Source organism: Vibrio antiquarius (assembly GCF_000024825.1).
Taxonomy (GTDB): Bacteria; Pseudomonadota; Gammaproteobacteria; order Enterobacterales; family Vibrionaceae; genus Vibrio; species Vibrio diabolicus.
In genome coordinates this window covers 1,312,661-1,331,158 of record NC_013456.1, presented here as the reverse complement: position 1 = coordinate 1,331,158, position 18,498 = coordinate 1,312,661, and the positions used below count along the sequence as shown (strand labels likewise).

Genomic DNA, 18,498 nt, shown 5'->3' with positions numbered 1-18,498 from the left:
TCGACCAAGTAACAGAAAAGTTTAGTGTTTTTTGAAAAGAGATTGGAATAGAAATAGAAAACAAAAGCCCTCCAATTGGAGGGCTTAAGAAATAAAGTCTGAGAACTTACTTGATGGCTAGCTCTGCGAGCATTTCTTGTGAAGGAGCGAAGAAGTACGCACCAGTTACCGCTTTTGTGAAACGAAGCATTTGGTCTGTTTTACCATCTGTCACGCCGTACATACTTTCTAGCATCACTTTAATGTTATGAAGTGTATTACAGTAAGAGATAAACAGCAGGCCATGAGGCCCTGTTACCGTCCCGTATGGCAAGCTATGACGAACAATCTTGAGACCTTTTCCTTCTTCTTTAATATCAACGCGACCAACGTGTGATGCAGCAGGAACGTCTTCTAGCTCGATAGAGTCTGGTTTGGTACGACCAATCACTTTTTCTTGCGCTTTGACATTCAAGCGATTCCAAGCGGCAAGGTTATGTTCGAAGCGTTGAGCCATGACATAACTACCTCCAGCAAATGGGCCCTCTTTTACTAGAGCCACATCAGTGCGAGCCTCCCCTTTCGGGTTTTCTGTCCCATCAATAAAGTCTGTCATATCGCGAGCATCAAGGTAACGGTACCCATACGTTTCGTCCACAATGGTGACATCTTCTGCCGTCTCTTCTAGGAACTTACGCAGAACATAAAAGTGCAAGTCGTGACGAGTAGAGTGACAGTGAATCAGCACATCAACATCCGTTGCAGGCGCTACGATGTCCCCTTCGCCAAGTTGAGTAAAATCAATAAGCTCTTCTGGCGCGTCTACATTGAGGTGTTGCCAAAACGATTTTGTGAATGCGATAGAAAGGGTCAGCGCCGCGCCTGGCTGGGTAATATTTAACTCTTCCACTAACTTTGGTAGTGCTTTCAGCTTATCCAATACGTTTTCACGGTTTTGGTTCACTTTAAGTTGAGTGTACAGTGCAAATGGCCCTGCTTCTGGCACGATCGCCGTTTGAGCTTGTGACATTGAGGTTTCCTCTATACTTTGCCCCGGTGTGGGAAGTTATTGTTTTTAATTCTTCGAAGGCTGCTCTTCATTGCGCTCCAATTGTGGCACATGAAAACAGTCTTTTACCCATCTTCCATTTAGAAGATAGATCATAAACCAAGCTAATAAGGTAATGGTAAGGGCGTTTGCCCAGTTGAATACACCATGTTCCAGATACACATGATACATGGTCTGAGCCAGTTGGATACCGCACAAGATCAAAGTGATCTCTCGACCATAGCGAGTAATTCTGTTTACCCATCCTCTATCGGGGTGACGGAGCCCCATCAACCACATGAGAAGCAGGCTTGGAATGCCCATAGCCAACCCCAAATACAGCGTACTTGAGTCTGGGTAAACAATAGCGAGTAGCTTACTGCCACTATCACGACTTACGCCTGCCATCGCAAATACAACCCATGAACGCACAAGAAACATCCATCCAAACCATAAAATAATCGGCGCTTTTAAAAATCCATGGGCGTCATATTGGTCAAACGAGTAGCGCACAACATCTTCTTCTTAATGTGATAAAACGCCACTTTAACCTATCATTTCAGAGTTGCAAGCCAGCAAAGATGAGAACTAAAGTTCATTTCATCATCTTACACAGGTAAACTAAACAAAGATTTACAATGACGTTGATGAGAAACATGAAAAAAAGAACTCCAGCTACCCCAGCGCCTTCTCAAGAAACTCAAGCCGAAGCGATGAGAATTGCCAAATCCACGCAGAAACCGGGGCAAACCAAAGAGCAAACCAAGCTTATCGCTCAAGGTATCGAAAAAGGCATCGCTCAATATAAGAAGCAGCAGAAAGAGCGCAATCGTCAAGCCGATAAAGCAAAGAAAAAACAGCAACGTGAAAAGCAACGTCAGCATGAAGAGACTATCGAACAAGACAACATCACCGACGATGCGCCAAACCATGCATCAAGCAAACTGCCTTGGATACTGCTCGCTCTGAGCTGGATTGGCTTTGCTGCTTACATAGTATTGGGGAAATAGCTGATGAGACGCCTGTTACTTGGACTTTTTGTCGTACTTCTCTCTGGTTGCACGATGCCTTCTCACCTTACTCATGCTCAAAGCCAAGATGTTCATATTCGCATTGACGCTCAGTTCAACCCTGATCGATGCGAATACAAAGGCGAAGTCACCGGAAGCGAGGGTCATTGGTATAACTACATTTTTATGACTAATGACGCGATGATGCAAGGTGCGATGAATGATTTAAAAAACAATGCAGCGGCTATCGATGCGGATACCGTTTTTATGGTCTCCCCACAAGATTTTATCACCTCATTTAGCGTACTGGGCTCCGCTTACCGCTGTAATGGGTGACGCCTGAATATGAAAAAAGCCAGCAATTGCTGGCTTATGCACGAAATCCAAGACTGCTAGCGATATCTCTCTCCCGCTCTAGAACCCATTGGCTATCAAAAGGCCCCCAATCTGAAAGTTGATAATAGCCGTCATTATGACGTCGGCCATCTTGAACGAATATGAGTTCAATGCCGATCCCAGGTAACGCCTTGAGTACATCTTGAATTGTACGACGAGGCCACCCCGTTTTTTCGATCAACTTTGGCACATTCGGCCTTTCTAGGTTTTCCACCAACAAGGCCAAATATAGCCGCCTTGCAAAAACAGGACTCAATTCCATTGACACCTCCTAAAATTGTGCTGATTCATTATTTCGTTTTTGCTCAGCGAGATGTTGCGTTTGATCAATAACTCGACTTTTCCATTTGATTTAGACGATTTTTTATTCGATTTATAGTGCATTCATCGTAAATAAGTTACGTAACATCAGTTATCTCAATCTATCTGAAAATATTTTCCACCGCATTTTGTCAGTTTGATTGCTTCTTGATAGGATGCTATAGCAGCCCAAATCACTTAAGTGCGTCTTAACCGCGCCAGTGAAAAATAGAACAAAGAAAAAAGGAAACACTATGTCGATTACCATGTTTGGTATTCCCAACTGCGATACGATCAAAAAAGCCAAAAAATGGTTAGAAGCTGAGGATATTGCTTACGACTTCCATGACTACCGTAGTAAGCAAGGCGTTGATGTAGCTATGGTAAGCGAATTTTGTCGCGCTTTAGGTTGGGAACAGGTGCTCAACAAACGTGGCACGACCTACCGCCAACTGACACAAGAACAGAAAGACACGCTTAACGAAGAAAACGCGATCGCTCTTTTGGTAGAAAATCCGGCGATGATCAAGCGCCCAATTTTAAAAGTGAATGATCAACTTCATATCGGTTTTAAAGCTGATCAATACGCTACCATTTTCAACTCTTAAATAAAGGAATACTCAAGGATGACAGACAGTCCAGTATTGGCACTTGCTAAAGATCTGATCAGTAGACAATCTGTAACGCCGGAAGACGCAGGTTGTCAGGATTTGATGATCGAGCGCTTAAAAGCACTCGGGTTTGAAATTGAAGTGATGGTATTTGAAGACACCACGAACTTCTGGGCTCGCCGTGGTTCAGAAGCGCCACTATTTGCGTTCGCTGGCCACACCGATGTGGTACCTGCTGGCAAACTGGAGCACTGGGATACACATCCGTTTGAACCAACTATTATTGATGGTTACCTACACGGTCGCGGTGCAGCGGACATGAAAGGGTCGCTAGCTGCTATGGTCGTTGCTGTCGAACGCTTCATTGCAGAAAACCCAGACCACAAAGGCTCAATCGGCTTTCTAATTACGTCGGATGAAGAAGGACCATTTATCAATGGTACCGTTCGTGTTGTAGAAACGTTGATGGCACGTGGCGAAAATATCGACATGTGTATCGTCGGTGAACCATCCAGCACCGAAGTGGTTGGCGATGTGGTGAAAAATGGACGTCGCGGTTCTATCACGGGCGATTTAACGGTAAAAGGAACACAAGGCCACGTGGCATATCCTCACCTAGCCAATAACCCTGTGCACGAGTCTCTACTCGCGATTCATGAACTCGCAACAACAGAGTGGGACAAAGGAAATGATTATTTCCCACCAACCAGCTTCCAGATCCCGAACGTATCGGCTGGCACTGGTGCGTCTAACGTCATTCCTGGCGAGTTCCATGTTCAGTTCAACCTACGTTTTAGTACTGAGCTTAACAATGACGCAATTGTTCAGCGTGTTACCGAAACATTGGACAAGCATGAGCTGGACTACGATCTAAAATGGACATTCAACGGCGACCCATTCCTGACCGATACAGGCGCGCTGCTAGACGCGGTTGTAGCTGCTGTGGCCGAAGTCAATGATACGAAGCCAGCACTACTTACAACTGGCGGTACGTCTGATGGTCGCTTTATCGCTCGAATGGGTGGTCAAGTCGTAGAGTTAGGCCCTGTTAACGCTACGATTCATAAAGTGAACGAATGCGTGAAAGTGGACGATCTAGAAAAGTTGACTGACATGTACGAGAACACGTTGAAACACCTGTTAGCGAAGTAATCAGCGAGAACACCATGACACCAGAGCAACTCACCGGCACCACAGATTCTCATCTACAATCCACTTTAGTGGGTCAAAAAGCGTTTCTACTCCACCCTGAAGTAGCTGACGATCTGCTAAAGATGATTGAAGCGGCAACAGAAGCAGGTTTTAAAATGGAAATCGCCAGTGGTTTTCGTGACTTCAACCGCCAAAAAGCGATCTGGAACGGGAAGTTTTCTGGTGAGTTGCCAATTCTCGACGTCAACTCCCACCCTTTAAACAAAGCAGAGTTAAATGACGAAGAGAAGTTGATGGCCATTTTGCGCTGGTCGGCACTGCCTGGAGGAAGTCGTCATCATTGGGGTTGTGATTTTGATGTCTATGCGCGCAATTTATTGCCTACTGACACCAAACTCAAGCTGGAGCCTTGGGAGTATCTTGAAGGCCACCAGCAAGCGTTCTACCAATGGTTAAAAGCCAACCTTGGTCGATTCGGCTTCTTCTTCCCTTATCAGCAAGATTTAGGTGGCGTTTCGATTGAGCCTTGGCACATTAGCCACCGCACTGTCGGGCAACAGTGCCTCGCGCAATTGACACCTGATGTGCTCAGAAACCAGCTGATTCAGCAAAATCAGACCGACAACATTGCAGGGATTGACGTCATACTGAATAATTTGGATAACGTCGTTGCCAAATTTATTCACAATATCACGCCGCCGGAGGCTCTATGATAGAAATACTCACCAATCCTTGGGTCATTATCATTGTAGTGTTGAGCGTGGTCATTGGTAACATTGCCGCACTCAAATACACCGCAAAAATGAAGTTTGGTCAGATGGATAAAAGCCGTAAGAACGATTTAGATAAGCTGAACACGTTGGATAAACAGCGCTCCGCTGACGAGGAGAGCAACAAAGACGAGCCTCGTTAGTTACACACCGACTTTATCTCGACACGCCGAATATAAGCATCAAAAAAGGGACCACTGGGTCCCTTTTTAATTATTGTGTAAACGTATCGCGTTAAGTTCGCTTTGGTTACTGCTTCACCGTCGCAGCCAATACAGGCGCTAGTGATTTCAAAAACTCTTCTTCTACTGGCTTACCAGAGGAGTCCGTAATATTGATAGACGTACGGTTGCCTAAATCACCAAGTAAGAATGTGTACTTACCAGCGTCTAACTCCACTGGTTTAACACCGATATCGTTCCAGAATTCATCATCCGGAGACGCATATTTCGCAGTGATTGTGCCCTGAGACTGGCTACGCTCTTCAATCTTAAAGCCCATCTTAGGTAGAATATTAGGCAGACGTTGCCAAAGCATGTTGTATTGCGCACGCGCGACAATCACAGGAAGCCCGCTGCGGTCTTTACCCATTGTAATTGGGATCTGTTTAACCAACTCTTGCGCTTTACGTTGTGCTTCTTCACGTACTTCTTGATCGTAGCGAGCGGTTACCAAGTTCGTCATGAACACATTGTAGCGCTCACGGTTGGTCGCCGTTACTTCTTTCACTTGATTGCCTTCACGCCAGTCAATAAGACTCACTTTAAAGCCGTGTCGACCATTTGCTTCAGCACGTACGATCTCATATCGGCTGCCAATTTCTAGCTCTTCATCTGGCGAATCCCACGTCACCCAACCTGTCTCGATACGAGAATCTGTTTGGCTTTCAACTGGAATCTCGTTGGCCGCGACCATGTTTTGTACCGTTTGCCAAACTTTATCTAGTTCATCTTTACGAAGTAGCCAAAGTGTCACTTCACCATCACTACTGCGGTCCAGACGTGCACCAGGAATAAGCTCTAGGACTTGTTGAGGTGGACGAATGTCGACATCTTTACCTACACCACCAGCATAGTTACCCTGAGGGATCTCATAGTTCGGATAAAACTGTGGCTGTGCGCCTTGTGGGACATTCCACTCACCCAAATTGGGGGAGTTCAAATACTCGAAGTCATCTTTTGCTTGACGACGTTGATTGGCACCACCTGAACAGGCAGTCAATACGAATACAGCTAATGAACTTAACACTAACTGGCTTGAAAGCTTCATCTATACTCCTAAAACACCGAGGGCGCTTTGGCCCCCAGTATGAACTTCAATCCTAGTAACTCAATCTTAATAGCTCAATTTTAATAAATACCGGCGTCGGTTAACGCCTGTTCAACGATCGGCTGCGATTTTTCAGAAAGTGTGGTTAAAGGAAGACGCAAACCACCTTCTTCAATCAAACCAAGCTTTTGCGCTGCCCATTTTACTGGGATAGGGCTTGCTTCAATGAAAAGGTTTTTGTGTAGAGTCATCAAGCGTTGGTTAATCGCTTCTGCTTCTTCGTACTTACCTTCACTTGCCAAATGGAACATGTCAGCCATGTCTTTAGCTGCAATATTGTTCGTTACCGAGATAACACCATTGCCGCCAAGTTTCACAAAATCGAGACCCGTCGCATCATCGCCACTTAGTAAGATAAAATCTTCGCCACAAAGTTCACGGTGAATTGCAATTCGGTCCAAATCGCCCGTTGCATCTTTTAAAGCCACGATATTATCAAGCTTTGACAAGCGTGCCACTGTTTCTGGCTGCATATCAACAGCAGTACGGCCTGGTACGTTGTATAAAATTAGAGGCACATCACTCGCTTCAGCAATTGCCTTGTAGTGCAAGAACAAACCTTCTTGAGTTGGTTTGTTGTAATACGGTGTCACACTCAGGAAGCCAGCAATACCAGAATCAGCCAGTAATTTGCTAAATGTTACTGCCTCGTGGGTTGCATTTGCACCCGTGCCAGCAATCACAGGGATGCGACCGTCGGCAAACTCAACAGTTTTATTAACGACCTTTACATGCTCTTCAATGGTCAGTGTCGCTGACTCACCTGTTGTGCCTACCGCCACAATACCGTCTGTACCCGCTTCAACGTGGTACTCTACTAGCTTTTGCAGACTGTCAAAGTCTACTTCGCCATCTGCTTTGAATGGCGTAATCAGCGCTACGATACTTCCTGAAAACATGTTTATCTCCCTCATTTAACTCTTTCTGCATGGTACTGTAATGCGATTGAAAAACACAAGAGCGTAAACTCGCTTACAAAGTACAAATGAATGAATAATTATCAGTTGTTAGAGGTCTAGCAACTTAATTGCTCTATTTGGTTTGATTAGCGGCAATATTGATAATCGTGTTGGGCTTTCGAGTGACTTTAGAATCTATCAGTGATTTGGAAAATACTGAAGTGCACAAGCCAGGAAAATATACTCTTTGGTCGTGCTCACCAAGTCAGACCTGAGTGAATAAAAAGACCAAACAACACGCAAGCACATCATGCAAACGTTTTATTCCCTCAACTCCCTCGTTTACTGCTTGCCTCCAATCGTTCACCTCGAGAGCCAACCTACTTTTTTGTAAACTAAAAAAAGAACTGACTCGATATTTCTCCGCAATATCTGTGCTAACATCTCTCTATTGAAGAAAGGACAAGAAGCTCATTTATGAAGCAACATCTGGTACTTACAGCAGTTGGAACGGACCGTCCAGGCATTTGTAACCAAGTCGTACACCTCGTTACTCAAGCCGGTTGTAACATAGTCGATAGCCGTATCGCTATCTTTGGAAGTGAATTTACGCTGATCATGCTCCTAACTGGGAACGCCAGTAGCGTGACTCGGGTAGAAACGCAATTGCCTCTACTTGGCCAAGAGCATGACCTGATTACGATTATGAAGCGTACGTCGGCGCACGAATTGCTCGACAACAGCTACACAATGGAAGTGTTTATTGAGTCTGAAGACCGCCCAGGTCTGACTGAAAAGTTTACTAAGTTCTTCGCGGATCAACAGATTGGTTTGGACTCTCTTAGCGCCCAAACTATCAGTAAGTCGAAAATTCAACTTGATGCGGACCAATTCCACATTGCGATTACCGCATCAGTAAGTGCGGATTGTAACTTAATGCAATTACAAGAAGATTTCGATGAACTTTGTCAGTCGCTCAACGTACAAGGTTCTCTGAATTTCATTAAAAACACACTATAAAGTAAAGGAAATCACCATGAATACGCTGACAGCAGGCTCGCCAGCGCCAGCCTTCTCTTTGCTCGACCAAGACGGAAATACCGTTTCTCTTGAAGACTTTAAAGGCAAGAAAGTACTTTTCTACTTTTACCCTAAGGCGATGACTCCGGGTTGTACTACACAAGCAAAAGGTCTTCGTGACATCAAAGCTGAACTCGATGCACACAACGTGGTGGTACTTGGCGTAAGCATCGACCCTGTAAAACGCCTAGGCAAATTCATCGAGCGTGATGATTTAAACTTCACCCTGCTTTCTGACGAAGATCATGCCGTTGCAGACCAATTTGGCGTTTGGGGCGAAAAGAAATTCATGGGTAAAGTATACGATGGTCTTCACCGCATTAGCTTCCTGATCAATGAAGAAGGCGTGATCGAACACGTGTTCAACAAGTTCAAAACCAAAGATCACCACGAAGTCGTATTAAATTACCTCAACGAAAACGCATAAGCGCGATCCGTTCTTCAAATAACAAAAAGCCCAGCAAACTGCTGGGCTTTCTTTTGAGCATTGTACTTTGGTAACGCCTACTCTTGTTCGACTGGTTCGTTTTCTTCCGTACTTGGTAAAGCATGCCATACGGCTTTAACTAGTGTCGCCAACGGAATGGCGAAGAATACGCCCCAAAAACCCCACAAGCCACCGAAGACTAACACTGCCACAATGATGGCAACTGGGTGTAGATTTACCGCCTCAGAAAACAGAACAGGAACCAACACATTACCATCCAGCGCTTGGATAATACCGTAGGCAAGCAGCAACCAATAAAACGGAGGCGCAAGACCCCATTGGAACAGACCAACGATGGCGACAGGCACAGTTACAGCTGCCGCGCCGATATAAGGAATTAACACAGATAGACCGACAGCTACGGCAAGCAGCGCCGAATAGCGAAGATCTAAAATGGCAAAAGTCACGTAACTCACGCCACCCACTATTAAAATCTCGAGCACTTTACCGCGAATGTAATTGGAGATCTGCTCGTTCATTTCATGCCAAACTTTATTCGCGAGTTTACGGTTTTTCGGCAAAACACCACTCGCGATTCTTAGCATCTCTTCTTTGTCCTTCAGTAAGAAGAAGATAAGTAGTGGCACTAAAATCAAGTATACCGCTAGCGTCGCAATACTGACTAATGACGCAAGTGAGCCTTTTACTACACTCTCACCAAGTCCCAACGCTTGGTTTTTGGCATTTGTCACCACGGTTTCTACAATTTCTAAGTTTGCTAACTCAGGGTGACGTTCTGGTAGCGTGACAATAAACTTTTGTAACCCGTTGTACATATTTGGAATATCGTTAATTAGATTACCGACCTGAGTCCAAATCGTCGGAACCAAACCAAACAAAGCGATCAACATCAATCCGACGAACATTAAGATCACGATGATGACCGACAAAGTGCGCGGCACGCCCATGCGACACATTTTTACGACTGGCCATTCAAGTAAATAAGCCAAAACGATCGCGACAAGCAATGGCGCAATCAAATGCCCAAAGAAGTAAATGGTGATAAAACCAAACAGCAAGATCGCGACGAGACTTACTGCATGAGGGTCTGAGAAACGTCGTTTATACCAACGACTAACCATTTCAAACATCTTATGCGGATTCCTTATTGAATACAGTCAATGTGTAGTGCTCTGATGTAGATTGGCAATCCACTAAGTACCCTTGGGCACTGAGATAGTTCACAATGTCTCGTTTAGAGCTGTTATCCACCACTTGAATAACAAGTTGATGATACTGCTGCGTTTCTCCTTGAAAGACTTCAGCAACGTGACGCTTTGCAAGTAACAGTGCCATAGGGCAACGTTGTTCACGCAAATCAAGTAACATGGATTCCATTGTATTGCTCTGCACTTATGATAGGGTTGTATTGTAACGGCTTTTTGAGCTGGTGCTAGCACTTCTGACATGATTTAACCACATGCTGAAATGACTCGGATATAAAATAATTTACGAAACCAATTCATTTATTTCCGGTCTTATTGCTAGCTTATATCCTCGCGGATAACCAAAACGCATGTGGCGCTGTTGAGAGGTTCTCAGCCTCTAACCACATGCTTATGTATTTTGGAGAACCTTTTAAACGTATGTTAAAACGCACTCGCTCGCTAGTTTGCTTATGTCTTGCAGCTGCAATCAGTTCGCCGACAACTTATGCCAATAGCATTGACTTGCCAGACATTGGCACGGCTGCTGGTGGCACGCTCTCAATAGACCAAGAGTTGATTTACGGCGACGCCTATATGCGTATGCTCAGAGCCAGTAAACCTATCGTTAATGATCCTGTTATCAATGAATATATTGACGCTCTCGGGCACAGACTAGTAGCCAATGCGAACGATGTGAAAACGCCGTTTCACTTCTTTATGATTCGCGACCGCAATATTAACGCGTTCGCGTTTTTTGGTGGTTACGTAGCGTTGCACTCTGGGTTGTTTCTTCATGCGCGTTCAGAAAGTGAGTTGGCCTCTGTTGTTGCTCACGAGATTGCGCACGTCACACAACGCCACCTTGCGCGCAGCATGGAAGAGCAAGCACGTCGCTCTCCGGCCACATTAGCTGCACTCGCTGGCGCATTACTGCTTTCGATTGCCTCACCAGAAGCGGGGATGGCTGCAATTACGGCGGCAACCGCAGGTAACATGCAAAGCCAAATCAACTACACTCGCGCGAATGAAAAAGAAGCGGATCGCTTTGGTATTTCAACACTGGCAAAAGCTGGTTTTGATGTTCAAGCAATGCCACGTTTTTTTGGCCGTCTTGCAGATGAATATCGTTATGCGAGTAAACCGCCGCCAATGCTACTGACTCACCCACTACCTGAAGATCGAATTACCGATAGCCGTGCGCGAGCAAGGACCTATCCACCAATGCGAGTAGTGCCTTCAATAGACTATCACCTAGCGCGTGCGCGCATTGTAGCGCGGTACGCCGGCATTGACGGACAAGCTGCTTTAGGCTGGTTTGAGCGAACTCAAAAGAAAGCCTCTGCGGACATTACACCTGCTTTTGACTATGGGCGAGCACTCGTACATTTAGACAGCAAACGCTTGTCTCAAGCGGAACCTATTTTGAAAAAGTTGCTGGAGCAGGACCCAAGTAACCCGTTCTACCTGGATGCTATGACGGATTTGTATATCGAGAAGAAGCAGCCAGAAAAAGCAACCGAGATGCTCCGTAAAGCGTTATCTCGGAACCCTCAAAATAAAGTATTGACCATTAACTATGCCAATGCGCTACTTGAGGACAATAAAAACGATCAAGCCACGCGAGTTCTTCAAAGATACACTCATGATTATCCTGAAGATACAAATGGCTGGCACCTAATATCGAAGAGCTACCACGCGCTAGGACGTAGTGATGAAGAGTTGGCTGCGCGAGCGGAAATTTTGGCGTTGCGAGCAAACTGGAATAAAGCGATTCAATATTATAGTGAAGCAAGTAAAATGGCCAAGTTGGGCAGCTTAGAGCAAGCTCGATACGATGCCCGTATTGACCAACTCATGATCCAAAGAGATCGATTCATGGCATTACAATAACGAAATGGAGAAAACCATGTCAGTCGTGATTTATCACAACCCTCGTTGCTCAAAGAGTCGTCAAACTCTTGAACTGCTTGAGCAAAATGGTGTTACACCGGAAGTCGTCAAATACCTAGACACACCACTTAACGTAGATGAGCTAAAAGCGCTGTACGCACAGCTTGGCTTTTCATCTGTACGTGAAATGATGCGCACCAAAGAAAGCGAATACAAAGAACTTGGCCTAGGCGAAGACTCTGTTAGCGATGAGCAATTGTTCGAAGCAATGGCGAAAAATCCAAAATTATTTGAGCGTCCGGTGGTAGTTGCCAACGGCAAAGCGAAAATTGGTCGACCACCAGAGCAAGTGTTGGATATTCTATAAATGGATTGCCAGATCCTTATTTTGTATTTCAGCCGTCACGGCTCGACAAAACAACTGGCAAGACAGATAGCAAGAGGAGTCGAATCGACTCCTCAATGCCAAGCAATTTTGCGTACAGTTGAAGAATTGTCACCTCACTCACACTCCCCTTCTGATCCAATTGTTACTCTAGAGGAACTGAAAACGTGCGACGGTCTAGCGTTTGGCAGTCCCGTCTGGTTTGGCAACATGGCTGCGCCTTTAAAGCACTTCTGGGATCAGACTACATCTTTATGGGTCAGTGGTGACTTAATCGATAAGCCAGCTTGTGTCTTTACCTCTTCCTCTTCGATGCATGGTGGTCAAGAAACAACGTTACAAAGCATGATGACCCCTTTATTGCATCACGGGATGATGGTTTTGGGCATTCCTTATGCCGAACCAGAGCTACACACTACGCAGTCCGGAGGCACTCCGTATGGCGCCAGCAGTGTAGGCCATGAGGCAACCCTCAGCAGTGAAGAGATTCGTCTGGCACAACAATTAGGCAAAAGGCTGGCAACTGCAGCGTTAAAACTAAAAGTCTGTTAGTAAAATCAAGGATAGTTAATCGATGTCTGACTCTTTAGACCAAACACCACTCGGTACACAGGCTAAAACCTATCGTTACCTGGCTTTATTTGGCAACTTAGCCTTATTGGCCTGGGTCGCTATTTGGCAGCTTGCGTTGTCCCCTCACCCTCACCTCAGCAGCACAACACTTGCTATTGCTTGGTGTATTCCGCTATTACTTCCGTTGCCTGGTATTTTGGCCGGCAAGCCTTACACTCATGCTTGGGCTAACTTTGTTCTTATGCTGTATTTCTTGCATGCGCTGACCATCCTTTATGTGGATGGCGGAGAACGTTGGCTTGCGGCAGTAGAGTTGCTCCTGACTTCACTCGGTTTCGCTGGCAATATTTTGTTTGCTAGAGCGAGAGGCAAAGAGCTAGGTCTTAAGTTGAAGCGTCTCTCTCAAGTAGAAAAAGAAGAAAAAGCGAAATTCAATAAATAACGCCAATCGCAGTCAATCACTGATCATTGGTTCGAATACGAATTTAGAAAACAAAAAGAGTCGCTATTGCGACTCTTTTTTACGCTTACCACATTGGTGTTTGATCCTTGCGCTTCACGCCTGGAAAGCTATCAATGCGATTACGATGCCGAGCGCCACTCGTAGATCAAGTCATACTGTTCTCGGACAGGCTCCACAATCATCGGCTGAGTTGGTTGCGTTTCGTCCTTTGCTTCCGCCGCGATATCCGCAGGCACTTCAGACTGCACTTTTTCTACCATAGCTGTATCTTTAGCTTCATTCATCGGAGCAATTGGCTCTGCTTCTTGAGTTAAAGCTGGGGCATCAACTTCACCCAAAGGATCTTCAAAAACCATTAATTGAGAAATAGAAGAAGCTTCTTTCTCAAAAGCTTGTTGAGATGCCAAAAGATGGATGTTGAGCGTCAGCTCATCACCTTGGACACGCTTAATTTCCGTACCCGCAACCGAATTAAGTTGTTTTAACGCATTCTCTAAACGGAAGAAGTCCGTGGCAGACGTTACATTAAGGACTTTCACCGCCAACGCTTTTGAAGATTTTCCAGATACTACCACTGCGCTCTTACTCGCGTAATAGTCAGCGATGCCATCAACCATCTCAGCAATGGCATTGGCGCCTGATGCGGAACCGTTACGCGGAGAGCGTTGTGCTTCAACAATTCTCATTGGTGATTGATCGTATAACGTCCAGCGAATTTGTTCACCTTGAGCGCGCACAACTAAAACGGCATCCGCTGGGTAGCGCTGGCTCGCTTGGCCAATAGGTTCAATAAAGCCGCCCCAAAGATCAGAAACATTCACACCAGTTACATCATCAAAATCACCAACCGGGATCGTGATCGGCAAGCCTCTCGATTTCGCAGCACTGCGAAGTGCTACAACGTTTGAAGAGTCGGAATGCTCCCAAGCAATATTACGATCGTAGCTCTGCTCTTCCACCATCCAAACCAAAATATTGGCGCGATTTGGCGACCAAGATGGCAATTGTGCTTGTGTTAAAAGCGAGCTGATTTGGTCACTGTTAAACAACATTTTTAAGCTCGCCTTTCCATCAACCTGCCCATAGCTCAGTTGGGAAATGTAACGCGCACTTGAACCAAGTGCCTTTTTTATCACTGGATTGCTTAAAGAGGATTGAGAACCGGTCGCTCGAACAATCACATCCTGCATACCTTGTTGACGAGCCAGAGACTCACCGTCGTTCTGCTCACTGTCGATAACCACTTCGGCACGATAGATATCCACCTGAGTTAATGCATATACTGGTAGGGACAACCAACCTATCAGTAAGAGAGCTAAATAGCGCATAGTTTTTATAATCCTCTGAACAAGAACCCGAATAATAAGCAACTATCAAATCTTGAGCAAGGTAAGTACTGAGTAAATTGTCTGTATTATGAGCAGCTTTGTTAACTCGGGTCTCAACGAGCACTCTAGTGTTGTTTTTCATAATAAACTCATTGCTTATCCAACTATCCCAACAAGTTAGACAGTTCATTTTTCATCGTCACGCAAGACTCGTAAAAGAGGCCAATTTGCAAGCAACTAACTCTCAAAAACGCTATTTATGGGAAAGATTCAATCGAAAGTTTGATCCATGCAACGTTGCAAACGATTGCAGGATGATAGTATTCGCCGGATTTGTCTGCGTATCTTGAAAATAGGGAATTATTATGAAAAACGCGTTACAAGGCGCTCAAATGCTCTTTGTCGCTTTTGGTGCTTTGGTGCTTGTGCCGCTGTTAACTGGCCTTGATCCAAATGTCGCCCTCTTTGGTGCCGGTGTCGGTACTCTCCTCTTCCAATTAATGACTAAACGTTCTGTTCCCATCTTCCTTGCCTCTTCTTTTGCGTTTATTGCTCCTATTATGTTCGGTATCCAAACTTGGGGTATCGGCGCAACGATGGGCGGCTTAATGGCAGCGGGCCTGGTTTATGTGGCTCTAGGGGCGATGATCAAAGTGCGTGGTGTTGGATTTATCCATAAAATTCTCCCGCCTGTTGTCGTTGGTCCTGTGATCATGGTGATTGGTCTTGGCCTTGCTCCAACAGCAGTGAACATGGCGGTAGGTAAAACCGGTGATGGTGTTGCACAGCTTGTTAATGGTGATGCTGCGATCATCATCTCGGCGGTCTCACTGCTCACAACCATTGTACTAAGCGTGTTTGCAAAAGGCTTCTTGAAGCTCGTTCCTATTGTTGGTGGTATTCTTGCTGGTTACTCTGTTTCTCTATTCTATGGGGTGGTTGATTTCACTCCAGTAACACAAGCGGCTTGGCTAGCTATGCCAAACTTCACCGCGCCAGAGTTCAACATAAACGCAATCTTGTTTATGATTCCTGTCGCTATCGCACCTGCGGTAGAGCATGTAGGTGACATGCTTGCTATCTCAAACGTTACAGGTAAAAACTACCTAAAAAAACCTGGCCTTCATCGCACAATCGCAGGTGACGGGGTGGCAACTATCGCAGCCTCAATGGTGGGTGCTCCACCAAACACCACTTACAGTGAAGTTACAGGAGCGGTAATGCTAACCAAAGCATTTAACCCTGTGATCATGACTTGGGCTGCGATCACTGCAATCGTACTTGCATTGGTAGGTAAGCTAGGCGCGGTTCTTCAAACGATTCCAGTACCTGTCATGGGCGGTATCATGATTCTGCTGTTCGGCTCTATCGCCACAGTAGGCCTCAACACACTGATCAAGAATAACGTTGATTTACATAAGTCTCGCAACCTAGTGATCGTTGCCGTAACACTTGTATTTGGTATTGGCGGTATGGCTTTCGGTATTGGCGAGTTCAGCCTACAAGGTGTGAGCCTATGCGGTATCGTGGCAATTATTCTTAACCTTGTGCTACCAAACGATTTAGGTGAAAACCACGTTGTAGATAACGCACAAATGGAAGAAGAGAACGCGAAATAGTGCGTCTGCGCTGCTTTACTGAATGGCGCATTTTATTCTTCTCGTATTATAGATATAAAAAAGGCTTGGTTTTCACCAAGCCTTTGTTTTTTCTGTTCAGTCGTAGTAATACATTAAAGAATTACTTAGTACCGAAGATCTTATCACCTGCATCACCTAGACCCGGTACGATGTAGCCTTTGTCATTTAGCTTCTCATCGATTGCCGCAGTGTATAACTCCACATCTGGGTGTGCTTTTTCTAGCGCTTCAATACCTTCTGGTGCAGCAACAAGTACCAACACTTTGATTTGGTTACAACCTTTCTCTTTTAGAAGATCAATCGTAGCAATCATAGAACCACCCGTTGCAAGCATTGGGTCAACAACAAGCGCAATACGCTCATCGATGTTAGAAGCAAGCTTGTTGAAGTAAGGAACTGGCTCAAGTGTTTCTTCATCACGGTAAATACCAACAACACTGATACGTGCGCTTGGCATGTGCTCAAGAACACCGTCCATCATACCTAGACCTGCACGTAGGATTGGTACTACGGTTACTTTTTTACCTTTAATTTGGTCTACTTCTACCGGACCGTTCCAACCATCAATGGTCACTTTTTCTGTTTCAAAGTCTGACGTTGCTTCGTAAGTAAGTAGGCTACCGACCTCAGTCGCTAACTCACGAAAACGTTTTGTGCTGATGTCACCTTCTCTCATTAGACCAATTTTATGTTTTACTAGAGGGTGCTTTACTTCAACAACTTTCATGTCCATCTCCGGCTATAGTTGGCAATATTTAAACAAACCTTCAGATTATACATGATTTTGACAGGGATATCAGGATAAATCACTAAAGAAAAAAACAGACGCAAACGTTTGCTATCTATGTTTAAGCACTGTTAGAATAGCGCCGTTTTCATATCCAACTTAATACCGAGGACTTCCCTGTGAGTGGTAACAACTCTTCTCTTAGCTATAAAGACGCTGGTGTAGATATTGATGCAGGCAACGCGCTTGTGGATCGTATTAAGGGTGCGGTAAAACGTACTCGTCGCCCTGAAGTTATGGGTGGTATCGGTGGTTTTGGCGCGCTATGCGAATTGCCAACCAAATACAAACAACCTGTACTGGTTTCTGGTACTGATGGCGTAGGTACTAAGCTTCGCCTAGCACTGGATATGAACAAGCACGACACTATCGGCATCGACCTTGTTGCGATGTGTGTAAATGATCTTATCGTGCAAGGCGCAGAGCCACTGTTCTTCCTAGATTATTACGCAACAGGCAAACTAGACGTTGATACCGCAGCGGATGTTGTTTCAGGTATCGCTGAAGGGTGTGTTCAAGCAGGTTGCGCCCTAATTGGTGGCGAAACTGCGGAGATGCCTGGCATGTATGAAGGCGAAGACTACGACGTTGCTGGTTTCTGTGTTGGCGTAGTCGAAAAAGAAGACGTGATCGACGGCACGAAAGTCGCTGCTGGTGATGCACTTATCGCTGTTGGCTCAAGCGGCCCACACTCAAACGGTTACTCCCTTATCCGTAAAATCCTAGAAGTATCAGGTGCAGATAAGAACGAAGAACTAGCAGGTCGCACTATCGGTGAGCACCTACTAGAACCAACTAAGATTTACATCAAATCAGCACTTAAGATGATTGAGAAACACGACATCCATGCGATTTCTCATATCACTGGTGGTGGTTTCTGGGAAAACATACCACGTGTGCTGCCTGAAGGCACAAAAGCAGTTATCGATGGTAACAGCTGGGAATGGCCAGTGATCTTCAAGTGGCTACAAGAGAAAGGCAATGTCGACACACACGAAATGTACCGCACATTCAACTGTGGTGTGGGTCTAATCGTCGCACTACCGAAAGACCAGGCAGACGCAGCAGTTGCTCTTCTTAAAGAAGAAGGCGAAAACGCGTGGGTGATTGGTCAAATCGCACAAGCAGAAGCGAACGAAGAGCAAGTTGAAATCCAATAATTTGCAAATCGAGCCCACAAGATAAAAAGAATGAGGACACTAGATGACTAGGTCCTCATTTTG

General features: G+C 45.3%; 23 protein-coding genes. 14 read left to right on the top strand and 9 right to left on the bottom strand.

Going from position 1 to position 18,498, the window contains the following annotated elements; genetic code table 11:
- Positions 1–106: 106 nt before the first annotated feature.
- Positions 107–1,009, bottom strand: coding sequence for a Dyp-type peroxidase (locus VEA_RS06330; RefSeq protein ID WP_006741691.1), 903 nt, complete (start codon positions 1,007–1,009; stop codon positions 107–109).
- 45 nt (positions 1,010–1,054) lie between these two features.
- Positions 1,055–1,540, bottom strand: a complete 486-nt coding sequence (locus tag VEA_RS06325) for a DUF2919 domain-containing protein (RefSeq protein ID WP_012841521.1) — start codon at positions 1,538–1,540, stop codon at positions 1,055–1,057.
- Positions 1,541–1,683: 143 nt separating this feature from the next.
- Between VEA_RS06325 and VEA_RS06320 the strand changes: the two genes are divergently transcribed.
- Both VEA_RS06320 and VEA_RS06315 read left to right on the top strand, forming a co-directional pair.
- Positions 1,684–2,037, top strand: coding sequence for a DUF2956 domain-containing protein (locus tag VEA_RS06320; RefSeq protein WP_041853025.1), 354 nt, complete (start codon positions 1,684–1,686; stop codon positions 2,035–2,037).
- A 3-nt stretch (positions 2,038–2,040) separates the two neighbouring features.
- On the top strand, positions 2,041–2,373 hold the full coding sequence (locus VEA_RS06315; RefSeq protein WP_081441201.1) for a DUF4156 domain-containing protein: 333 nt from the start codon (positions 2,041–2,043) through the stop codon (positions 2,371–2,373).
- 34 nt (positions 2,374–2,407) lie between these two features.
- Here the strand turns inward: VEA_RS06315 and VEA_RS06310 are convergent, their stop codons facing one another.
- Positions 2,408–2,695: a winged helix-turn-helix domain-containing protein gene (locus VEA_RS06310; protein WP_005380433.1), complete on the bottom strand. Its 288-nt coding sequence runs from the start codon at positions 2,693–2,695 to the stop codon at positions 2,408–2,410.
- A gap of 292 nt (positions 2,696–2,987) precedes the next feature.
- Here VEA_RS06310 and VEA_RS23815 point away from each other — a divergent pair, with 292 nt between their 5' ends.
- The 4 genes from VEA_RS23815 to VEA_RS06290 are packed head-to-tail and all read left to right on the top strand — an operon-like array spanning position 2,988 to position 5,409.
- A complete protein-coding gene (locus VEA_RS23815; protein ID WP_012841518.1) occupies positions 2,988–3,341 on the top strand; it encodes an ArsC family reductase in 354 nt (117 codons plus the stop codon).
- An 18-nt stretch (positions 3,342–3,359) separates the two neighbouring features.
- Positions 3,360–4,496, top strand: a complete 1,137-nt coding sequence (gene dapE, locus VEA_RS06300; protein ID WP_006741689.1) for a succinyl-diaminopimelate desuccinylase — start codon at positions 3,360–3,362, stop codon at positions 4,494–4,496.
- A 14-nt stretch (positions 4,497–4,510) separates the two neighbouring features.
- On the top strand, positions 4,511–5,209 hold the full coding sequence (locus VEA_RS06295; protein WP_006741688.1) for a M15 family metallopeptidase: 699 nt from the start codon (positions 4,511–4,513) through the stop codon (positions 5,207–5,209).
- Positions 5,206–5,409: a DUF2897 family protein gene (locus VEA_RS06290; RefSeq protein ID WP_012841517.1), complete on the top strand. Its 204-nt coding sequence runs from the start codon at positions 5,206–5,208 to the stop codon at positions 5,407–5,409. Before VEA_RS06295 ends, VEA_RS06290 begins: the two co-directional genes overlap by 4 nt.
- 106 nt (positions 5,410–5,515) lie before the next feature.
- On the opposite strand, the gene bamC is transcribed toward VEA_RS06290, so the two are convergent.
- Together bamC and dapA are read right to left on the bottom strand one after the other, a co-directional pair.
- A complete protein-coding gene (gene bamC / locus VEA_RS06285; protein ID WP_006741687.1) occupies positions 5,516–6,535 on the bottom strand; it encodes an outer membrane protein assembly factor BamC in 1,020 nt (339 codons plus the stop codon).
- 80 nt (positions 6,536–6,615) lie between these two features.
- Positions 6,616–7,494 carry a 4-hydroxy-tetrahydrodipicolinate synthase gene (gene dapA, locus VEA_RS06280; RefSeq protein ID WP_012841516.1) on the bottom strand — a complete coding sequence of 293 codons (879 nt, stop codon included), beginning with the start codon at positions 7,492–7,494 and terminating at the stop codon, positions 6,616–6,618.
- A gap of 477 nt (positions 7,495–7,971) precedes the next feature.
- Here dapA and VEA_RS06275 point away from each other — a divergent pair, with 477 nt between their 5' ends.
- Both VEA_RS06275 and bcp read left to right on the top strand, forming a co-directional pair.
- A complete protein-coding gene (locus VEA_RS06275; protein WP_012841515.1) occupies positions 7,972–8,514 on the top strand; it encodes a glycine cleavage system transcriptional repressor in 543 nt (180 codons plus the stop codon).
- Between the two features lie 16 nt (positions 8,515–8,530).
- Positions 8,531–9,001, top strand: coding sequence for a thioredoxin-dependent thiol peroxidase (gene bcp / locus VEA_RS06270; protein ID WP_005380418.1), 471 nt, complete (start codon positions 8,531–8,533; stop codon positions 8,999–9,001).
- A 77-nt stretch (positions 9,002–9,078) separates the two neighbouring features.
- On the opposite strand, the gene VEA_RS06265 is transcribed toward bcp, so the two are convergent.
- Positions 9,079–10,152, bottom strand: a complete 1,074-nt coding sequence (locus VEA_RS06265; RefSeq protein ID WP_006741685.1) for an AI-2E family transporter — start codon at positions 10,150–10,152, stop codon at positions 9,079–9,081.
- A gap of 1 nt (position 10,153) precedes the next feature.
- On the bottom strand, positions 10,154–10,390 hold the full coding sequence (locus VEA_RS06260) for a sulfurtransferase TusA family protein (RefSeq protein ID WP_012841514.1): 237 nt from the start codon (positions 10,388–10,390) through the stop codon (positions 10,154–10,156).
- Positions 10,391–10,647: 257 nt separating this feature from the next.
- On the opposite strand from VEA_RS06260, the gene bepA reads away from it, so the two are divergent.
- The 4 genes from bepA to VEA_RS06240 are packed head-to-tail and all read left to right on the top strand — an operon-like array spanning position 10,648 to position 13,499.
- The gene (gene bepA / locus VEA_RS06255) at positions 10,648–12,099 is read left to right on the top strand and encodes a beta-barrel assembly-enhancing protease (protein WP_012841513.1); all 1,452 of its coding nucleotides are present in this window, start codon (positions 10,648–10,650) and stop codon (positions 12,097–12,099) included.
- Positions 12,100–12,115: 16 nt separating this feature from the next.
- On the top strand, positions 12,116–12,466 hold the full coding sequence (gene arsC, locus VEA_RS24435; protein WP_005380410.1) for an arsenate reductase (glutaredoxin): 351 nt from the start codon (positions 12,116–12,118) through the stop codon (positions 12,464–12,466).
- Entirely contained in the window at positions 12,467–13,036 is a 570-nt protein-coding gene (gene wrbA / locus VEA_RS24430; RefSeq protein WP_012841512.1) for an NAD(P)H:quinone oxidoreductase, read from the top strand.
- 22 nt (positions 13,037–13,058) lie between these two features.
- Positions 13,059–13,499 (top strand): DUF2069 domain-containing protein, encoded by a 441-nt coding sequence (locus VEA_RS06240; protein ID WP_012841511.1) that lies wholly within the window; start codon positions 13,059–13,061, stop codon positions 13,497–13,499.
- 140 nt (positions 13,500–13,639) lie between these two features.
- Here VEA_RS06240 and VEA_RS06235 read toward each other — a convergent pair whose 3' ends face one another.
- Positions 13,640–14,848, bottom strand: a complete 1,209-nt coding sequence (locus tag VEA_RS06235) for a DUF2066 domain-containing protein (protein ID WP_006741683.1) — start codon at positions 14,846–14,848, stop codon at positions 13,640–13,642.
- 365 nt (positions 14,849–15,213) lie between these two features.
- On the opposite strand from VEA_RS06235, the gene VEA_RS06230 reads away from it, so the two are divergent.
- Positions 15,214–16,467 carry a uracil-xanthine permease family protein gene (locus VEA_RS06230; RefSeq protein ID WP_006741682.1) on the top strand — a complete coding sequence of 418 codons (1,254 nt, stop codon included), beginning with the start codon at positions 15,214–15,216 and terminating at the stop codon, positions 16,465–16,467.
- 121 nt (positions 16,468–16,588) lie between these two features.
- On the opposite strand, the gene upp is transcribed toward VEA_RS06230, so the two are convergent.
- The gene (gene upp, locus VEA_RS06225; RefSeq protein ID WP_041852906.1) at positions 16,589–17,215 is read right to left on the bottom strand and encodes a uracil phosphoribosyltransferase; all 627 of its coding nucleotides are present in this window, start codon (positions 17,213–17,215) and stop codon (positions 16,589–16,591) included.
- Between the two features lie 179 nt (positions 17,216–17,394).
- Between upp and purM the strand changes: the two genes are divergently transcribed.
- Positions 17,395–18,435, top strand: a complete 1,041-nt coding sequence (purM, locus tag VEA_RS06220; RefSeq protein ID WP_006741680.1) for a phosphoribosylformylglycinamidine cyclo-ligase — start codon at positions 17,395–17,397, stop codon at positions 18,433–18,435.
- Positions 18,436–18,498: the final 63 nt, after the last annotated feature.